This is a genomic window from Paragemmobacter ruber (assembly GCF_009908315.1).
Taxonomy (GTDB): Bacteria; Pseudomonadota; Alphaproteobacteria; order Rhodobacterales; family Rhodobacteraceae; genus Paragemmobacter; species Paragemmobacter ruber.
In genome coordinates this window covers 25,313-42,271 of record NZ_JAAATW010000002.1, presented here as the reverse complement: position 1 = coordinate 42,271, position 16,959 = coordinate 25,313, and the positions used below count along the sequence as shown (strand labels likewise).

19 protein-coding genes are annotated in these 16,959 nt (G+C 66.5%); 10 read left to right on the top strand and 9 right to left on the bottom strand.

Features of this window, described 5'->3' with window-relative positions:
• Positions 1–53: 53 nt before the first annotated feature.
• The 3 genes from GU920_RS08595 to GU920_RS08585 form a co-directional block, all read right to left on the bottom strand.
• Positions 54–1,409: a sensor histidine kinase gene (locus tag GU920_RS08595; RefSeq protein WP_235933245.1), complete on the bottom strand. Its 1,356-nt coding sequence runs from the start codon at positions 1,407–1,409 to the stop codon at positions 54–56.
• Positions 1,410–1,733: 324 nt separating this feature from the next.
• Positions 1,734–3,155 (bottom strand): dihydrolipoyl dehydrogenase family protein, encoded by a 1,422-nt coding sequence (locus tag GU920_RS08590; RefSeq protein ID WP_161766629.1) that lies wholly within the window; start codon positions 3,153–3,155, stop codon positions 1,734–1,736.
• Between the two features lie 2 nt (positions 3,156–3,157).
• On the bottom strand, positions 3,158–3,886 hold the full coding sequence (locus tag GU920_RS08585; protein WP_161766628.1) for a TVP38/TMEM64 family protein: 729 nt from the start codon (positions 3,884–3,886) through the stop codon (positions 3,158–3,160).
• Between the two features lie 243 nt (positions 3,887–4,129).
• Here GU920_RS08585 and rpmH point away from each other — a divergent pair, with 243 nt between their 5' ends.
• Genes rpmH through yidD form a run of 3 tightly spaced genes read left to right on the top strand, consistent with a single transcriptional unit; the run spans position 4,130 to position 4,996 of the window.
• Positions 4,130–4,264 (top strand): 50S ribosomal protein L34, encoded by a 135-nt coding sequence (gene rpmH / locus GU920_RS08580; RefSeq protein WP_161766627.1) that lies wholly within the window; start codon positions 4,130–4,132, stop codon positions 4,262–4,264.
• 40 nt (positions 4,265–4,304) lie between these two features.
• Positions 4,305–4,736 (top strand): ribonuclease P protein component, encoded by a 432-nt coding sequence (gene rnpA, locus GU920_RS08575; protein WP_161766626.1) that lies wholly within the window; start codon positions 4,305–4,307, stop codon positions 4,734–4,736.
• A complete protein-coding gene (gene yidD, locus GU920_RS08570) occupies positions 4,733–4,996 on the top strand; it encodes a membrane protein insertion efficiency factor YidD (RefSeq protein ID WP_161766625.1) in 264 nt (87 codons plus the stop codon). The genes rnpA and yidD overlap by 4 nt, the downstream gene beginning before the upstream one ends.
• 92 nt (positions 4,997–5,088) lie before the next feature.
• Here the strand turns inward: yidD and GU920_RS08565 are convergent, their stop codons facing one another.
• Positions 5,089–5,643 (bottom strand): DUF3833 domain-containing protein, encoded by a 555-nt coding sequence (locus tag GU920_RS08565; RefSeq protein ID WP_235933189.1) that lies wholly within the window; start codon positions 5,641–5,643, stop codon positions 5,089–5,091.
• Between the two features lie 105 nt (positions 5,644–5,748).
• Between GU920_RS08565 and ttcA the strand changes: the two genes are divergently transcribed.
• From ttcA to yihA, 4 genes are all read left to right on the top strand, one after another.
• Positions 5,749–6,618: a tRNA 2-thiocytidine(32) synthetase TtcA gene (ttcA, locus tag GU920_RS08560; RefSeq protein ID WP_161766624.1), complete on the top strand. Its 870-nt coding sequence runs from the start codon at positions 5,749–5,751 to the stop codon at positions 6,616–6,618.
• A gap of 127 nt (positions 6,619–6,745) precedes the next feature.
• Entirely contained in the window at positions 6,746–8,587 is a 1,842-nt protein-coding gene (gene yidC, locus GU920_RS08555; protein WP_161766623.1) for a membrane protein insertase YidC, read from the top strand.
• On the top strand, positions 8,584–9,333 hold the full coding sequence (locus GU920_RS08550; protein ID WP_161766622.1) for an MOSC domain-containing protein: 750 nt from the start codon (positions 8,584–8,586) through the stop codon (positions 9,331–9,333). Before yidC ends, GU920_RS08550 begins: the two co-directional genes overlap by 4 nt.
• A complete protein-coding gene (gene yihA / locus GU920_RS08545; protein WP_161766621.1) occupies positions 9,330–9,983 on the top strand; it encodes a ribosome biogenesis GTP-binding protein YihA/YsxC in 654 nt (217 codons plus the stop codon). Before GU920_RS08550 ends, yihA begins: the two co-directional genes overlap by 4 nt.
• Before the next feature lie 75 nt (positions 9,984–10,058).
• Here yihA and GU920_RS08540 read toward each other — a convergent pair whose 3' ends face one another.
• Positions 10,059–10,790 carry an SDR family oxidoreductase gene (locus tag GU920_RS08540; protein ID WP_161766620.1) on the bottom strand — a complete coding sequence of 244 codons (732 nt, stop codon included), beginning with the start codon at positions 10,788–10,790 and terminating at the stop codon, positions 10,059–10,061.
• 138 nt (positions 10,791–10,928) lie between these two features.
• Between GU920_RS08540 and argB the strand changes: the two genes are divergently transcribed.
• The 3 genes from argB to GU920_RS08525 are packed head-to-tail and all read left to right on the top strand — an operon-like array spanning position 10,929 to position 12,975.
• Positions 10,929–11,807 carry an acetylglutamate kinase gene (gene argB / locus GU920_RS08535; RefSeq protein WP_161767298.1) on the top strand — a complete coding sequence of 293 codons (879 nt, stop codon included), beginning with the start codon at positions 10,929–10,931 and terminating at the stop codon, positions 11,805–11,807.
• A complete protein-coding gene (locus GU920_RS08530) occupies positions 11,804–12,448 on the top strand; it encodes a ferredoxin (protein ID WP_161766619.1) in 645 nt (214 codons plus the stop codon). The genes argB and GU920_RS08530 overlap by 4 nt, the downstream gene beginning before the upstream one ends.
• 23 nt (positions 12,449–12,471) lie before the next feature.
• Positions 12,472–12,975: a SixA phosphatase family protein gene (locus GU920_RS08525; RefSeq protein WP_161766618.1), complete on the top strand. Its 504-nt coding sequence runs from the start codon at positions 12,472–12,474 to the stop codon at positions 12,973–12,975.
• A 6-nt stretch (positions 12,976–12,981) separates the two neighbouring features.
• Here the strand turns inward: GU920_RS08525 and GU920_RS08520 are convergent, their stop codons facing one another.
• The 4 genes from GU920_RS08520 to GU920_RS08505 all read right to left on the bottom strand — a co-directional run bounded on the left by GU920_RS08520 (position 12,982) and on the right by GU920_RS08505 (position 16,958).
• On the bottom strand, positions 12,982–14,271 hold the full coding sequence (locus GU920_RS08520) for a methyl-accepting chemotaxis protein (RefSeq protein ID WP_161766617.1): 1,290 nt from the start codon (positions 14,269–14,271) through the stop codon (positions 12,982–12,984).
• Between the two features lie 5 nt (positions 14,272–14,276).
• Positions 14,277–14,564: a hypothetical protein gene (locus GU920_RS08515; RefSeq protein WP_161766616.1), complete on the bottom strand. Its 288-nt coding sequence runs from the start codon at positions 14,562–14,564 to the stop codon at positions 14,277–14,279.
• Between the two features lie 165 nt (positions 14,565–14,729).
• The gene (locus tag GU920_RS08510) at positions 14,730–15,509 is read right to left on the bottom strand and encodes an amino acid ABC transporter ATP-binding protein (RefSeq protein WP_161766615.1); all 780 of its coding nucleotides are present in this window, start codon (positions 15,507–15,509) and stop codon (positions 14,730–14,732) included.
• A gap of 9 nt (positions 15,510–15,518) precedes the next feature.
• A complete protein-coding gene (locus GU920_RS08505; protein ID WP_161766614.1) occupies positions 15,519–16,958 on the bottom strand; it encodes an amino acid ABC transporter permease in 1,440 nt (479 codons plus the stop codon).
• Position 16,959 lies beyond the last annotated feature (1 nt).

Sequence of the window (16,959 nt, the reverse complement as noted above, 5' to 3'; positions counted from 1 at the left end):
GTTTAGCCCCGGTCCCGCGGGGGCGCAAGGGGAAAAAGCAATCAGGCGGCGCATCACTCCGCCTCCACCTCCGTCGCCGACAGCCGCTTGGGCAGGCGGATCATGAACTCCGTCCCTTCGGCATCGCTGCGCGCCAGCTCCAGCCGTCCGCCATGCCCGCGCACCAGTTCCGCCGCGATGGCCAGCCCCAGCCCCGTGCCGCCCTTGCGCGCACCGCCCTGAAACGCCTCGAACAGGTGCTCCTTGGCGCGCGGCGGCAAGCCCGGCCCGGTATCGCCCACGCGGATGCACCAGTCCTGCTCATCCTCGCTGCCCGACACCTCGATCGTGCCCGGCTGTCCGGTCGCCTCGATCGCCTGCCGCGCGTTGCGCACAAGGTTCGACAGCACCCGATACAGCTGTTCGCTGTCGGCCCGGATCACCAACCCCGGCGGGACATCCACCAGAAAGGCCACCGCCGTCTCCTCGCCTGCCAGCCCCTCGCCCTCGATCACATCCTCGACCAGCGTGCGCAGCGCAAAGCGCTTGAGTTGCGGTGGCGGCTCCTCGGCCTTGCCGAAAGCCAAAGTCGATTCGCACAAACTCACCGCGCGCGAGATTGACCCCACCAGCTTGGGCGCCGCCCGCGCCACCGCCGGATCGGCGCTCGCCCCCAGCCGGTCGGCAAAAAGTTGCGACGTGGTCAGGATGTTGCGCAGGTCATGGCTGATCTTGGCCACCGCGCCGCCCAGCTGCGCCAGCCGCTCCTTCTGCCGCAGCGCCCCGGTCAACTGCGTCTGCATCGACGCCAGCGCCTCTTCCGCCACGCGCAATTCCTCTACCTCCGCCGATGGCGCGATCACGCGCCGCGCATCCTCGGGCGCCTCGGCATAGGCGGTCATATGCTCAACCACCCGGCGGATCGGCACCACCAGCAATCGCTGCGTCGCCAGAAACAGCAAAAAGGCCGTGACCACCGAAATCAGCGCCGACAGGAACAGGATCCGCAACCCGTATTCCAGCATCGCCTTGCGCAGCGGCCCCGTCTCCATCGTGATCTCGATCAGCAGACCCGCATCCTGCACCGGATTGCCGATCACCCGCACCACCCGGTTCTCCGGGTCCGCCAGCACCGCCATCGCATCCCGGATCAATTCCCACGGCCCCGCCAGCCGCAGATCGAACGTGTCATGGATCGGCGCCGGAATGGGCGAAGACAGCACCAATTGCCGCACCTCATCGCGCCGCAGCACGACGTTGAACACTTCCGCATTCTTCAGAAGCTCGGTCTCAAGCTCCGCGCCCACGGTCGCATCATCCGCCGCAAGCAGTGCCAGCGAGGCGATCTGCGCCTTCTCCAGCCTGAGCAGCATATAATCCGCCCGGAACCGCGCGATCGACGGCACAAAGATCAGAACCTCGGCCAGCATGACAAAGGCCACGGTCAGCAGCAGGAACCGTCCCGACAGCGTGTTGAGGAACCGCCCCCGCCCGATCCGCACGAAAACCACGCTCCCTGCCTTGCCTGCCCTGAAATACGCATCGCCCCCGCCCGCCCGCAACCCCGCAAGGTGGCGATACCGGCGAAAAGGCATCAATCTGCGCAAGACGACGGAACATCGCGCCCAGATCGCGCGCAATCACATCGCGCGCCCTGCCCCTTCATCTTGGCCCAAATACCCAAAAATCAACGCCCACCCCGGGGCACCACATCGGCGCAAAGGCGCAATGTCAGCGGCGCACCCGCGCAGCGCTCAGGGCAACCAGCGCTGGACCAGCCGCACCACCTGCTTCAGCCGGGGATTCTCGAACAGCTTCGGCGCGAAATGGGCCCCCGCCGCGCGTTTCCCGATCTCGGCCAGCGTCGGATAGGGCAGCACCACCCCCGCCAGCGCCGAAACCTTCATCCGCGCCGATACCGCCAGCGCAAGCGGCGCCAGCACCTCGCCCGCATGGGGTCCCACCACCGTTGCCCCCACCACGCGGCCCCGCGCGATCATCACCTTGGCAAAGCCCTCGCCCGCCCGCATCGCCTGCGCCCGGTCGTTATGATGGAACTCCGCCCGGCTGACCGAAAGCCTGTCGCCCCACAGCGCCCGCGCCTCGGCCTCGGTCGGCCCCACCTGCGCCAGTTCCGGCTCGGTATAGGTGACGCGCGGGATATGGTCGCCCCGCACCCGCGCGGGCAGGCCCAGCACCGCCTGCCGGATCACGATGCCCGCATGATAGCCCGCCAGATGGGTGAACTGCGCGCCCCCCGCCGCGTCGCCCACCGCATAGACGCGCCGGTTGCTGACCGATCGCAGGCCTGCCCCCACCGTCACGCCGCGGGCGTCATGGGCCACCCCCGCCGCTTCCAGCCCCAGCCCCTCCAGCGCCACCTTGCGCCCGGCCGCAACCAGAAGATGCGTCCCCTTTACCACCGTGCCATCCGCCAGCACCGCCTCCACCCCGGGGCTCAGCGCCTGCAGCCGCATCACGCCCTGCCCTTCGCGGATCTCCACACCTTCCGCCCGCAGCGCCGCAAGCACCACCGCCGCCGCCTCCGCATCCTCGCGCCCCAGCGCGCGCGCGCCTTCGATCACCGTCACCGCCGATCCCAGCCGCCGATGCGCCTGCGCCATCTCCATCCCGATCGGCCCACCGCCAAGGATCAGCAGATGCTCCGGCCGCTCGCGCAGGCCAAAGACCGTCTCGTTGGTCAGATAGGGCACCGCCTCGATCCCCGGCACCGGCGGGACCACCGCCCGCGATCCCGTGGCGATCACGAACCGCCGCGCCACGATCCGCCGCCCCCCGGCCTCCACCGCGCGGGGCGACACGAAGCGCGCCCAGTCGCGGATCACCGTGCAGCCCAGCCCCTCGAACCGCTCCTGACTGTCCACCGGGGCAATCGCCGCGATCACCCCCGCCACATGATCCTTCACCGCCCCGAAATCCACCGCAGGCTCCACCGCGCCCACCCCGAACCGCGCCGATCCCCGCTGCATTGCGGCCGCTTCCGCCGCCGCGATCAGCGCCTTTGACGGCACGCAGCCCGCATTCAGGCAGTCCCCGCCCATCTCGCCCGCCTCGATCAGCACGACGCGCGCCCCCATCTGCACCGCGCCCGCCGCCACCGACAGCCCGCCCGACCCGGCCCCGATCACGCAGATATCCGTCCGCAGCTCTTCCATGCTCACAACTCCTTCCGGCGCAGCGACCGCACCACGATCGGCATCACCCCCAGCGCCACCAGCCCGATGATGGGCCACAGCACATAGGGCTCCAGAAACACCGAAAGATCCGGCGTCCCGCCCGTGGCGAACACCTCCCCCAGCCCCGACCCGACCGATGTCAGCACCAGCGCACCGGGCACGATTCCCACCGCCGTCGTCACCGCGAACTTCACCAAAGACACGTTCAGAAGCGCCGGGATCAGGTTCGCCATGAAGAAGGGCACGATGGGCGTGACCCGCATCAGGAACAGCACCTCCCACTCATTCGCCGCCAGCGCCGCGCGCAGACGGGCCACCTTGCCGCCCTGCGCCTCGATCTTCGCCGCAAGCCCCGCGCCGAACCCCGCCCGCGCCGCCAGAAACAGCACGACCGCCCCCACCGTCGCCCCGGCCAGATTGTAGAACACCCCCGGAAACAGCCCGAACAGGAACCCGCCCGTCAGCGTGGCCACCGTCGCGCCCGGCAGCGAAAAGGCCACGATCCCCACATAGGCCAGCACGAAGATCACCACCGCCAGCGCGTAATGCGCATCGCGATAGGCGATCAGGGTCTCGCGATGCCGGGCCAGCGCGTCGAAGGTCAGGCTGTCGCGCAGGAACACAGCCCCCAGCACAGCGACAGCCAAGAGGATCAGCACGGGAATCATGCGCCCCGGGCGTTTCGGGGCATCCCCCTGAGGTTCGGACATGTCAGCGTTTTCCATGCGGCGAACATGACCAAATCCCCCCCGCGCCGCCACCCGCCTCACGCCGCATTGACCGCAACCCCGCCCCTTGCAACAAATGCGGCCCGCGCCCCGGCGAAATGTTTCATAAAAACGGCCCGCCTTGCGTTGACTTGCCACACAACCCCTCGTAAAGGACGGGCTTCGAATAGAAGCGGCGCTCGAATCCGTCGGGTTTGCGCTGCCTGATTGTCACGGAGAGCCGCCATGAAGCGTACATTCCAACCGTCGAACCTGGTTCGCAGCCGTCGCCACGGCTTCCGCGCCCGCATGGCCACCAAGGGCGGCCGTCTGGTTCTGGCCGCGCGCCGCGCCAAGGGCCGCAAGCGCCTTTCGGCCTGATCCCTTTCACGGTCCTCCGGGGCCGGACATGGGTGACGCGATGACACCGCCGATGGACACGGGCAAAGGCGACACCGCCGAAGCGCCCGCCGCGCCGTCGGCGGTTTCGCTTTGCCCAGACCCGGCGCAAAGCCCCGCCACCCTGCGCCACCGCGCCGATTTCCTCCGCGCCGCCTCCGCCAGGCGTCAGGGCACCGGCGGCTTCCTGCTGCAGGCCCGCGACCGCGGCGATGGCGATCCTGCCATCCGCGTGGGCTTCACCGCCTCCAAGAAAATCGGCAACGCCGTGCTGCGCAACCGCGCCAAGCGCCGCCTGCGCGCGCTGGTGCGCGGGGTACTGCCCCCCCTCGCCCGCCCTGGCTGGGATTACGTCCTCGTCGCCCGCCCCGAGGCCACGGTCACCCGCGACTTCGCCGCCCTGTGCGATGACCTGCGCGCGGCGCTAACCTCCGTGCATCAGGCCCGCAAGTGACCCCCCTCGCGCGCCTCCTGTCACTTCCCGTCCGCGCCTATCGCCTGATCCTGTCACCCTGGGTTGGTCACGGCTGCCGCTTCCAGCCCACCTGTTCCGCCTACGCGCTCGAGGCGCTGGAACGCCACGGCGGCCTCAAGGGCGGCTACCTGACCGCCCACCGCCTTTGCCGCTGCCATCCGTGGGGCGGGCAGGGCTACGATCCCGTGCCAGGATCGGACCCCGACCATGACGCCCACCCGCCACACCAGAAGACCTGACCCAGCCCCCACCCATCGCCCCCGGCCCACCCGATTTTTCGCAGGAAAATCGCTCCCCCCGACCAACCCGATTTTTCGCAGGAAAATCGCCTCTACAGCTTCTCGAAACTGATCGACACATCCCCGATATTGATGCCGAACCGCTTCATATAGGCGCGGTTGAACAGCCGGTCCTCGCTCAGCTGCCACATCCAGTCATCAAAGGTCACACGCAGCGTCTCGGTCGGCCCGTCGGCCGAAGGCACCGGCAAGTCGATGGTGTATTGCCAGTTGAACCGGTCGCCCGTCTCCACCCCCTTGGCCACGCCGATCACGCCGGGCGCCGTGCCTTCCCACGTCTCGTCCCCGGTCTTGCGCAGGGTCCAGATGCGCTGCTCGGTCGATCCGTCCTCATAGACGAAATCCTCCACCAGCCGCAGCCGCTCCCCATCCCAGTCGCCCTGGATCTGCACCTTGAACTGCCGCCGGACCGTCCCGAATATGTCCTGAAACTGGCCATAGGCCACCAGCCGCCCGTCAAAGAACTCCTCCAGCTCGAACTCCCGCGTCGAAAGCGACGCATCGTTCAGCGACGGCTTGCCCGTACAGGCCGTCAGCACCGCCAGCGCCCCCAACATCATCCCCACCCGCATCATTCCCATCACCATCCCGTCATCCCCATCTGTCCCTCATACGCCCCGCCGCCCCTGCCGGATTGCCCAAGGCCCGCCCTTCTGGCATAGCCATCCTGCACATTGGCGTGAAAGCCCCCCATGCTCGACGATCTCGACGACATCCACCCGCTGTTCCACGGCGCCCCCTCGACGACCGAGTTCAAGAAACTCCGCAAACGCATCGTGCGCGAAGCGCGCGACGCGATCGAGACCTACGGCATGGCCAACCGCGGCGACCGCTGGCTCGTCTGCCTCTCGGGCGGCAAGGACAGCTATACCCTCCTCGCCGTCCTCTACGAACTCAAATGGCGCGGCCTCCTGCCGGTGGACCTGCTGGCCTGCAATCTCGATCAGGGTCAGCCCGGCTTTCCCGCCACCGTCCTGCCCGAGTTCCTCACCAAGATGGGCGTCCCCCACCGCATCGAATATCAGGACACCTACTCCATCGTGGTGGATAAGGTGCCCCAAGGCCGCACCTACTGCGCGCTCTGCTCGCGCCTGCGGCGCGGCAACCTCTACCGCATCGCCCGCGAGGAAGGCTGTTCCGCCGTCGTCCTCGGCCACCACCGCGACGACATCCTCGAGACATTCTTCATGAACCTCTTCCACGGCGGCCGCCTCGCCGCGATGCCGCCCAAACTGGTGAACGAAGACGGCGATCTGATGGTCCTGCGCCCGCTGTCCTTCGTGGCCGAAGAGGATTGCGACAAATTCGCCCGCGCCATGAACTATCCCATCATCCCCTGTGATCTTTGCGGCAGTCAGGAAGGGCTGCAAAGGATGCAGGTCAAGAAACTTCTGGATGACTGGGAAGCCCGCACCCCAGGCCGCCGCAACGTGATGTTCCGCGCCCTGATGAATGTCCGCCCCTCGCATCTGGCCGATCCGGCGCTCTTCGATTTCCTGAACCTCGCGCCCGGCATGGCCCAGCCCGGGCAGGACGAAGGCCTCCCCCCCGCCTTGCGCTAGCAGGCCCCGGCCCGATCACTTTCGCAGGCCCCCCCGCCTGCGGCACGGCGAAAGGCCTTGACCTTTCGCCCCCCCTTCTGTTCAAGCGGCGCTGACCTCTTTCCACCATTGGCGGCAGTCTCTCCCTATGGAAGATCAGAACAAGAACCTCCTGCTCGCAACCGTGCTGAGCTTCATCGTGATCCTCGTCTGGTTCGTGCTCTTCCCCCCACCCGAGGCGCCGCCGGCTGATCCGAACGCCCCGGCCGCCGTCACCCAGACGGACGCCCCCGCCGCGCCCGGCGCCGCAGCCGGCACGGCAACCGCCACCGCCACCGCCACGACCGAGGCCGCCGAACCCCTGCCCGAAGCCCCGCGCCTGACCGTGGACACGCCGGAACTCGTGGGCTCCATCTCGCTTCTGGGCGGCCGCATCGACGATCTGTCGCTGAAATCCTACAAGGAAACGCTGGATCCGGCCTCGCCCATCGTCCGCCTCCTGTCGCCCGTGGGCGAGGCGCACCCCTATTACGCCGTCTTCGGCTGGGGTCCCGGCACCGGCCTTGCACCCGAAGACGTGCCCGGTCCGCGCACCGAATGGCGCATCGCCCAAGGCGGCACCCTGTCGCCCGGCGCCCCCGTCACCCTGCAATGGCAAAACAGCAAGGGCATGACCTTCACCCGCGAAATCGCGGTCGATGAAAACTTCATGTTCACCGTGACCGACACGGTCCAGAATTCAGGCACCACCGCCGTCTCGCTTTACCCCTACGGCATCGTCGCCCGCCACGGCGAACCCACCGGACTGCAGAACTTCTTCGTCCTGCACGAAGGCATGGTCAGCCGCACCGACGGCACGCTGACCGAACAGAAATACGATGACCTGCGCGAACTCCCCGTGGTCGAACGCGAAGGCGCGCAGGCCGAAGTGGTGGATGCGGGCGCCGATGGCTGGATCGGTTTCACCGACAAATACTGGATGACGACGCTGATCCCCGAACAGGGCACCCCCTTCACCGCCGTCACCAAATACGTCCCCGGCGCCGACATCTACCAGACCGAAACCCGCAAACCCGTGCAGGAACTGGCGGCTGGCGCGACCATCACCTCCTCCACCCGCCTCTTCGCGGGGGCCAAGGAATGGGCCACGATCCGCGCCTATGAACGCGACCAAAGCATCCCGGGCTTCATCGACTCCATCGACTGGGGCTGGTTCTTCTTCCTGACGAAACCGATCTTCGCCGTCCTGCACTGGCTCAACGCCATGATCGGGAACATGGGCCTCGCCATCATCGCGCTGACCTTCTTCCTGAAATTCCTCGTCCTGCCCTTGGCCTACAAATCCTATGTCAGCATGGCCAAGATGAAGGAACTCCAGCCCGAGCTTGAGGCGATCAAGGAACGCGCGGGCGAAGACAAGCAGAAGCTGCAAAAGGAAATGATGCAGCTTTACAAGGACAAGAAGGTCAACCCCGCCGCGGGCTGCCTGCCTATCCTGATCCAGATCCCGATCTTCTTCGCGCTCTACAAGGTGATCTTCGTCACCATCGAACTGCGCCACGCGCCGTTCTTTGGCTGGCTCAAGGATCTGTCGGCCCCCGATCCGTCCTCGATCTTCAACCTGTTTGGCCTCTTGCCCTGGGCCGCGCCGGAACATGGCAGCCTGATGGCGCTGATCTTCATCGGCATCCTGCCCATCCTTCTGGGCATCACCATGTGGCTGCAACAGAAGCTGAACCCCGCCCCCACCGACCCCGTCCAGCAGCAGGTCTTCGCCTGGATGCCGTGGATCTTCATGTTCATGCTGGGCGGCTTCGCTTCGGGCCTCGTGGTCTACTGGATCACCAACAACCTCATCACCTTCGCCCAGCAATACCTCATCATGCGCAGCCACGGGCACAAGCCCGACATCTTCGGCAACATCAAGGCCGGCATGAAGAAGAAGGAACCGGTCCCCGTGGCCGACAAATCCAAGAAGGGGCGGAAATGACAGGCGGGCGGCTTGCCCATATCATCCGCCACCCGATCAAGGGCCACGGACGCGAGGTTCTCGCGTCCGTTCGTCTTTCGGCGGGCGAATGTCTGCCATGGGACAGGCACTGGGCCGTGGCCCATGACGCGGCCAAACTGACCGAAGGCTGGAACCCCTGCATGAACTTCGCACGCGGGGCCAAGGCCTATGCCCTGAACGCCATCGAAAGCGATCTGGACGAGGCCACCGCCACCGTCACCCTGCGCCACCCCGACCGGGGCGCGATCACCTTCCGCCCCGATGATCCGGCAGACCTGCCGCGCTTCCTCGACTGGGTCCGCCCCCTCAACCCCGAAAACCGCGCCCAACCCGCCCAGATCATCAGCGCAGCGCGCGGCATGACCGACAGCGATTTCCCCTCCGTCGCCATCCTGAACACGGCCAGCCTCAAGGACCTGTCCGCCCGCATGGGCCATGACCTGTCGATCCACCGCTGGCGCGGCAATCTCTGGCTTGACGGTGTGGCACCTTGGGCGGAATGGGATTGGATCGGCCGCGACATCCGCATCGGTGAGGCGGTGCTGAACATCCGCGAACGCATCACCCGCTGCATGGCCACCACCGTGGAGCCCGCCACGGGGATCAGCAACGCCAACACCCTCGACGCGCTGCAATCCCATTTCGGCCATCAGGATTTCGGCCTCTACGCTGTGGTGGTCAACGGCGGGACCATCGCCACGAACGATGCCTGGACGCTGGCATGACACAGCTTCAATTCACCCTCGCCCCCGACCCGTCGGATGAGGCGCGCGAAGCGGGCCGCCTGCTCTTTGCTGGCCCCGTCACCTTCGTCAAAGGCGTGGTCGCCATGTCCGGCCTGCCCCCTGCCGACCGGCTCGAGGTCTGCTTCGCAGGCCGATCCAACGTGGGCAAATCCAGCCTGATCAACGCGCTGACGGGGCGCAAGACGCTGGCCCGCGCCTCCAACACGCCGGGCCGCACACAGGAAATCAACTATTTCGCTTTGGGTGAGACCCGCTACATGACCGACCTGCCCGGCTATGGCTATGCCGAGGCCCCGGTCGCCGTGGTGAAGAAATGGCAGGAATTGCTCAAATCCTACCTCGCCGGACGCCAGACCCTGCGCCGCGCCTTCGTCCTGATCGACGCCCGCCACGGCATCAAGGCGGTGGATGAGGACATCCTGAACCTGCTCGACCGCTCCGCCGTCACTTTCCAGACGGTGCTGACCAAGGTGGACAAGATCAACCGGGCCGAGCGCGACGCCGTGATCGCACAGGTCAAGGGCGCACTGACCAAACACCCCGCCGCCTACCCCGAGATCGTGGTCACCTCCTCGGAAAAGGGCGAAGGGCTCGAAACCCTGCGCGCCATCATCGCCACGCTGGAATGATCCGGTAGGATGGGCAGGATTGCCCATCCTACGCTCGATCCCCCGTAGGATGGGCAATCCTGCCCATTCTAACTGTCACACATGCTGCGCGCCGTTCACCTGTATCTCCGCACCGGAAATGTAGGACGACTGATCCGAACACAGAAACCAGATCGCATCCGCCACTTCCCGTGGCTGGCCCAGCCGCCGCATCGGCAAGCCTTCCACGATCTTGTCCGTCCCGGGGCTCAGGATCGCCGTCTCGATCTCGCCCGGGGCAATCGCATTGACCCGCACCCCCAGGGGGCCGAAATCATGCGCCATCTCCCGCGTCAGCGCCGCCAGCGCCGCCTTCGACGTGGCATAGGCCGCCCCGGCAAAGGGATGCACCCGGCTTCCCGCGATCGAGGTCACATTCACCACCGATCCCCGCGCCGCCGACAGTTCCGCCTGCAACCCCCGCGCCAGCACGATGGAGGCAAAGAAATTCACATGGAACACCTGGCCCCACGTCCTGAGGTCAGTTTCCAGCGTGTTCAGCCGCTTGCCCCCCTCGCCCTTCGGGCTGATCCCGGCATTGTTCACCAGCGCATCCAGCCGCCCGTTGATCCGGGCCTTGATCGTCTCGATGGCGGCGATGGTCTTGTCGGGGCTCGCCAGATCAATCTGGATGTGGTTCTCCTCGCCCCCGGGCCACGGACAGCGCGCATCGAAGGGATGGCGCGAACAGGTGAGCACGCGCCAGCCCTCGGCCGAAAACCGCTTCACCGTCGCATGTCCGATCCCGCGCGAAGCCCCCGTCAACACAAGCGTTTTCTGCGCATCCATCCGACTCTACTCCTGATCGTTGCGCCCATTCTGGACGCTTTGGCCGGGGAAAGCCATTGCCGCTTGGCAGGCCGCGCCTGAGGCATTACCAAAGCGCAACCCCTACCCGAGGCCCCCATGAAACCGCAGACGAGCACCATGTCCGACGCCGCCCACACTGCCAAGATGCTGTCCGAAGCCCTGCCCTACCTCCAGCGCTATTCGGGCGCGGTGGTGGTGGTGAAATTCGGCGGCAATGCCATGGGCGACGATGCCGCCATGGCCGAGTTTGCCCGCGACATCGTGCTGATGCGGCAGGTCGGCGTGAACCCCGTCGTCGTGCATGGCGGCGGCCCGATGATCAACGAGATGCTGGAAAAGCTGGGCATCAAGTCCGATTTCGTCCGCGGCAAGCGCGTCACCGACAAGGCCACCGTTCAGGTGGTGGAGATGATCCTGTCGGGCCTCGTGAACAAGCGCATCGTTCAGGCCATCATGGATGCAGGCGGCCGCGCCGTGGGCATTTCCGGCAAGGATGACGACTTGATGGTGTGTGAGGCTGACGATCCCGAACTGGGCTTCGTCGGCCGCCCGGTCGAAATGAACGTGCAGGTCCTGCGCGATCTTTACAATGCGGGCATCATCCCCGTCGTGGCCCCCGTCGCCACGGGCATGGCCGACAATGAAACCTTCAATGTCAACGGCGACACCGCCGCCGGGGCCATCGCCGGCGCGCTCAAGGCCGACCGTCTGCTCCTTCTCACCGATGTGGCCGGCGTCAAGGGCGCGGATGGCACCGTGATGACCCAGATCACGCCCGAGGAAATCCGCCAGATGACTGCCTCCGGCATCATTGCGGGCGGCATGATCCCCAAGACCGAAACCGCGCTGAAGGCGCTGGAGGAAGGCGTCCGCGCCGTCACCATCCTTGATGGCCGCGTCGCCAATGCCTGCCTGATGGAGCTGTTCACCGATCACGGCGCAGGCTCACAGATCCGCTCGACAGAGCCGCGCGTGAAACCGCGCGTCAAGCGGTGACGCTGACCGATACGCTCGCCGCCCATCACCTTGCCGTTCTGGGCGGCTTCCATCCCGAGGCCGATGACGCGGTCCCCCCCGGCACGCAGACCCTGCTCCTCCTCGGCCCGGCAGAACCCGGCTTCTGGGCGCATCTGACCGCCCAGCCCGAATGGCAGGATGGCCAGCCCGATCCCATCGACCGCTGGTCGCGCCGCGTGATCGGGCGCATCGCCTGCGATCTGGGGGCCAAGGCGCTGTTCCCCTTTGGCGGGCCGCCATATCACCCTTTCTACACTTGGGCGCTGCGCACAGGCCGCATCTGGGATAGCCCCGTCCGGCTGCTCGTCAGCGCCGATCAGGGCCTGATGGTCAGCTTCCGGGGCGCGCTTGCGCTGAAGGACCGCATCGCCCTGCCCGCCCCCGCCCCGCGCCCCTGCAACGGCTGCGCCGCCCCCTGCCTGACCGCCTGCCCCGCCACGGCGCTGACCGCCGACGGCTACGATGTCCCTGCCTGCCACGCCTTCCTCGATACGCCCCCGGGCGCCCCCTGCCTGACCACCGGCTGCGAAACGCGCCGCGCTTGCCCGGTGTCACAGGCCTATGCAAGACTTCCCGAACAGTCGGCCTACCACATGCGCCGATTCCACGGGGTGGACTGAACCACCCCATAAGGGGGGGTTCCATGAAACGGCTGATCCTGACACGCCACGCGAAATCCAGCTGGGACGACCCGCTCACCCCCGATCATGACCGCCCGCTGAACGACCGCGGTAAGGCCGCCGCCGCCGATCTGGGCCAATGGCTCGCCTCGCGCGGCTATGTCCCGGACGAGGTGCTCTGCTCCGACGCGCTCCGCACCCGCAAGACATGGAGCGGGATCGCCCCCGCCCTGCCCGGCTCGCCCGTGCTGGAACTCAAGCCCGCGCTCTATCACGCTGGCCCCGATGTGATGCTGGCCGTCCTGCGCCATGCCACGGGCGACACCGTCATGATGATCGGCCACAACCCCGGCATTTCGGAATTCGCGTCCCGGCTGGTGGCCCACGCCCCGCAGAACCCCGAATTCGCCCGCTACCCGACCGGCGCCACGCTGGTCGCCGATTTCAACGTGGACCGCTGGGAACAGGTGGGCTTCGGCAGCGGCGTGGTGGACGATTTCATCGTCCCGCGCGAAATCATGGCCTGACCGCGGTCACGCCGCCAACCGGCCCTGCGAAAAGCCAGCATCCTGCTGCACCGCCATGACGGGCGGGTGTCGCGCGCCGCCGTCCGCTGGCGGCACGTCTTCCTCGGCAAGGGTGTCGATCCGCTTGATCGCCACCTTCACCTCCTGCAGCCCGCTGAACTGCTCATCCGCCGTGGTCGAGATGTCGCGCATCCGGCCTTCCAGCGTGGTGATGGTCTGGGTGATCCGCCCAAGCGCCACGCCCGCCTCTTCGACCAACGCCGCCCCATCCTTCACCTGCCTTGAAGAAGACGCGACCAGCGACCGGATCTGCAAGGCGGCTTCCGCCGATTGCTGCGACAGTTTACGCACCTCATGCGCCACCACGCTGAACCCGCGCCCCGCCTCGCCGGCCCGGGCCGATTCCACCGCGGCGTTCAGGGCCAGCAGGTCCGTCCGGCGGGAAATCTCGTCGATCAGCCCGACGATCTGACTGATCCGGTCCGACGACTCGCGGATGGATCTCATCGCGTCCACCGACTGGGCAAAGGTCTGGCTGGACAGGTCCGCATCCTGCCGCGCGCGCCCGAACAGGCTGCGCGATCCCTCGGCCTGTTCCGCTGCCGCCCGCGCGGCACCGGCGATCTGCTCCATCGCCGCCGCCGCACGCCGCCCTTCCTCGCGCGTGCGCTCGGATACACGCTGCGCCCGTTCCCGCGCCGCTTCCGCCATGGACCGCGCCACCTCCGCCTCTTCGGCGATGCGCGCCAGCCGCTGCCGCCCCGCCTCGATCTCTGCCGCACTCCGCTTTCGCGCCAGAATGGCCAGCAGCAGCACCGCTGCCTCCCCCAGCACGATCACCGCATGCAGCACCGTCCGTGCCAGATTGCCCAGAAGATCGGCCGAAGGATAGACCAGCGACGGCAGCAATAGGCCCAGCGACAGGTGATGCACCGCAATCACCCCCACCCCGAAGATCAGCGCCGGAATGCTGCCCATCGTGGCGATCACCGCCAGCACGGCAAAGAACACCATATGCGTGTCCAACTGCCACGCATGCCCTGCAAAGGCGGCCGTGAACAGCGCGCATTGCCCCACCAATGCCAGCGTGGTCAAAAGCGCAGGCCCCGTTCCGCCCCCTTTGCGCCCGGCAAAGGCCAGCCCCGCGAACACGGCCGAGGCAACAAGGATCGGCACCAGCGGCCCCCCCGTCACCAGCGCCGAAATCGGCGCCACCGGGATCATCACCAGGGCGGCATTGCGCGCCAGCCCGTATTCATCGGCCTGTTTCGCTTCGAACAGGGTCTTGGTCGTCATGGAATTCAGCCTTTACAGAAGAGAGAAAGAGCAGTGGCAGGAAGCACGGCAAAGGCGCCCTCGGCCTTGAAGGCCGCGACAGTCGCGCCTGAAGCCAGCACCGCCAGCGGGGCCGAGACCGGCCCGATCGGCTGCCCGCCCGCGCGGGCCACCACCTCGATCGGGTCCGCGCCCCAAGGCAGCGTCACGACCAGCACCGGCTCATCCGGCGCGCCCGCATGACCCGGTGCCATGGCGAAGGGGATGGTGGCGGCCAACGTGGTCAGCCCGACCATCATCAAAACCCAAGTCATGTGATTTGACATCAACCGCTGCTTCTTTGCCAGCACGGACCGATGCAGCCCGTCTGGATCAGAAATCGGCGTGGTTTCGCAAAGGTTTAGCGCGCTTCACCCCGCTACACGCAAAAAGGGGGGCCTCTGCCCCCCTTTTTCTCCACCCGGCGGATGGCCGCCGCGTCAGTGGCCCAGGATCTGGCTCAGGAACAGCTTCGTCCGGTCGCTCTTGGGGTTGTTGAAGAACTCCTTCGGCTCGTTCTGCTCCACGATCTGGCCCTGATCCATGAAGATCACCCGGTTCGCCACCGCCTGCGCAAAGCCCATCTCATGGGTCACGCAAAGCATCGTCATCCCCTCTTCGGCCAGCTGGATCATCGTATCCAGCACTTCCTTGATCATCTCGGGGTCCAGCGCCGATGTCGGCTCGTCAAACAGCATGATCCGCGGCTTCATGCACAAGCTGCGCGCAATCGCCACCCGCTGCTGCTGCCCGCCCGACAACTGACCGGGATACTTGTTCGCCTGCTCGGGGATCTTCACCTTGCGCAGGAAATGCATCGCCGTCTCTTCGGCTTCCTTCTTCGGCACCTTCCGCACCCAGATCGGCGCCAGCGTGCAATTCTCAAGGATGGTCAAATGCGGGAACAGGTTGAAGTGCTGGAACACCATCCCCACCTCCGACCGCACCTTGTCGATGTTCTTCAGGTCGTTGGTCAGTTCCGTCCCGTCCACCACGATCTGGCCCTGCTGGTGTTCCTCCAGCCGGTTGATGCAGCGGATCAGCGTCGATTTCCCCGAACCCGACGGCCCGCAGATCACGATCCGCTCGCCCCGCTGCACGGTCATGTTGATGTCGCGCAGAACGTGGAACGTCCCGTACCACTTGTTCATTCCGCTGATCTGGATGGCAACCTCATCCGAGACCTTCATCTTCGAACGGTCGATGGCATGTTCAGACATATCTAATCCTTACCGATGATCGGTCTTCAGCTTGCGCTCCAGATACATGGAATAGCGCGACATGCCGAAGCAGATGACAAAGAAGATGGCGCCGACAAAGATGTAGGGCTCCCAGTAGATGCCCTTCCAGTTGATGTCCGCGCGCACGATTTGCGTGACGCCTTTCAGCGGGTCCATCAGGCCGACAAAGGCCACCAGCGTCGTATCCTTGAACAGGCCGATGAAGGTGGACACGATGGCCGGGATGGAAATCTTCAACGCCTGCGGCAGGATGATCAACCGCTGCGCCCGCCAGTAATCCAGCCCCAGCGCATCCGCCGCCTCATACTGCCCGCGCGGCAGCGCCGCGAGGCCCCCGCGGATCACCTCGGCCAGATAGGCCGCGGCAAACAGCGTCACCAGGATGATGACCCGCAGGATGATGTCGAAATTCGTCCCCGGCGGCAGAAAATACTGCAACAGCAGCGATGCCGTGAACAGCAGCGTGATCAGCGGCACCCCGCGGATAAACTCGATGAACCCCACGCAGAGCGTCTTCACGATCAGCATGTCCGACTGCCGCCCCAGCGCCAGCAGGATGCCGATCGGCAGCGAAAAGCTGATCGCCGTGACGCCGATGGTGATCGCCAGCAGGAAGCCGCCGAACTCATCCGACTCCACGGATCGCAGCCCGCCGCCGATCATGTCGGCCAACGCCTGCGTGATCGGGATGTCCAGGAACAGCCACCACAGCACCGCCGCCACGACCCCGGCGATGGCCGAAGCCGTCGGCCCGAACCGCCCGACCAGCGCCATATATACCACGCCCATCACGACAAAGCCCAGCATCGCCACCACAGGCGTCCAGATCGACCCGCCCCACAGCAGCCAGAAGCACAGCGCCGGATAGATCGCCGTGAACAGAAGCATCCGCCCGGGCGCCACCTGCACGGCCGCGAACAACGCCACCACCACCACCGCCGCCGCAACAAAGGCCCCCGTCGGCGCCCCCGTCAGCGACAGCGTCACCACCAGATAGGCCGCCACGATGCCCAGAAGGATCGTCAGGCTCCGCTTCTGGCCCGAATACAGCACCGGCCCCAGCGCCGCGATCAGCAGGCCAAAGGCTAGCACCGGCCGCCACCACAGATCGGGCGGATAGAAACCGAAGATGAACTGGTGCCAGCGCTCGCGGATCATGGCCCAGCAGGCCCCGCTCGCCCCCTCGCCCGCCGTGGCCGCCACGATCTCGCGGCACTGGCTCAGGCTTTCGGCCGTCCAGACCGAATTCAGCCACCACGGCAGCGCCGCGCTGACCAGCTTGTAGATCACCACCAGCGCAACCAGCGTCAGGATGGTGTTGAACGGCCCTGAAAACAGGTTCTCGCGCAGCCATTTGACCACCCCCCGCTCCGTCACGGGCGGGGCCAGAGGAGGCAGCATCTCAGTGCGTGCAAAATGCTTGTCCATC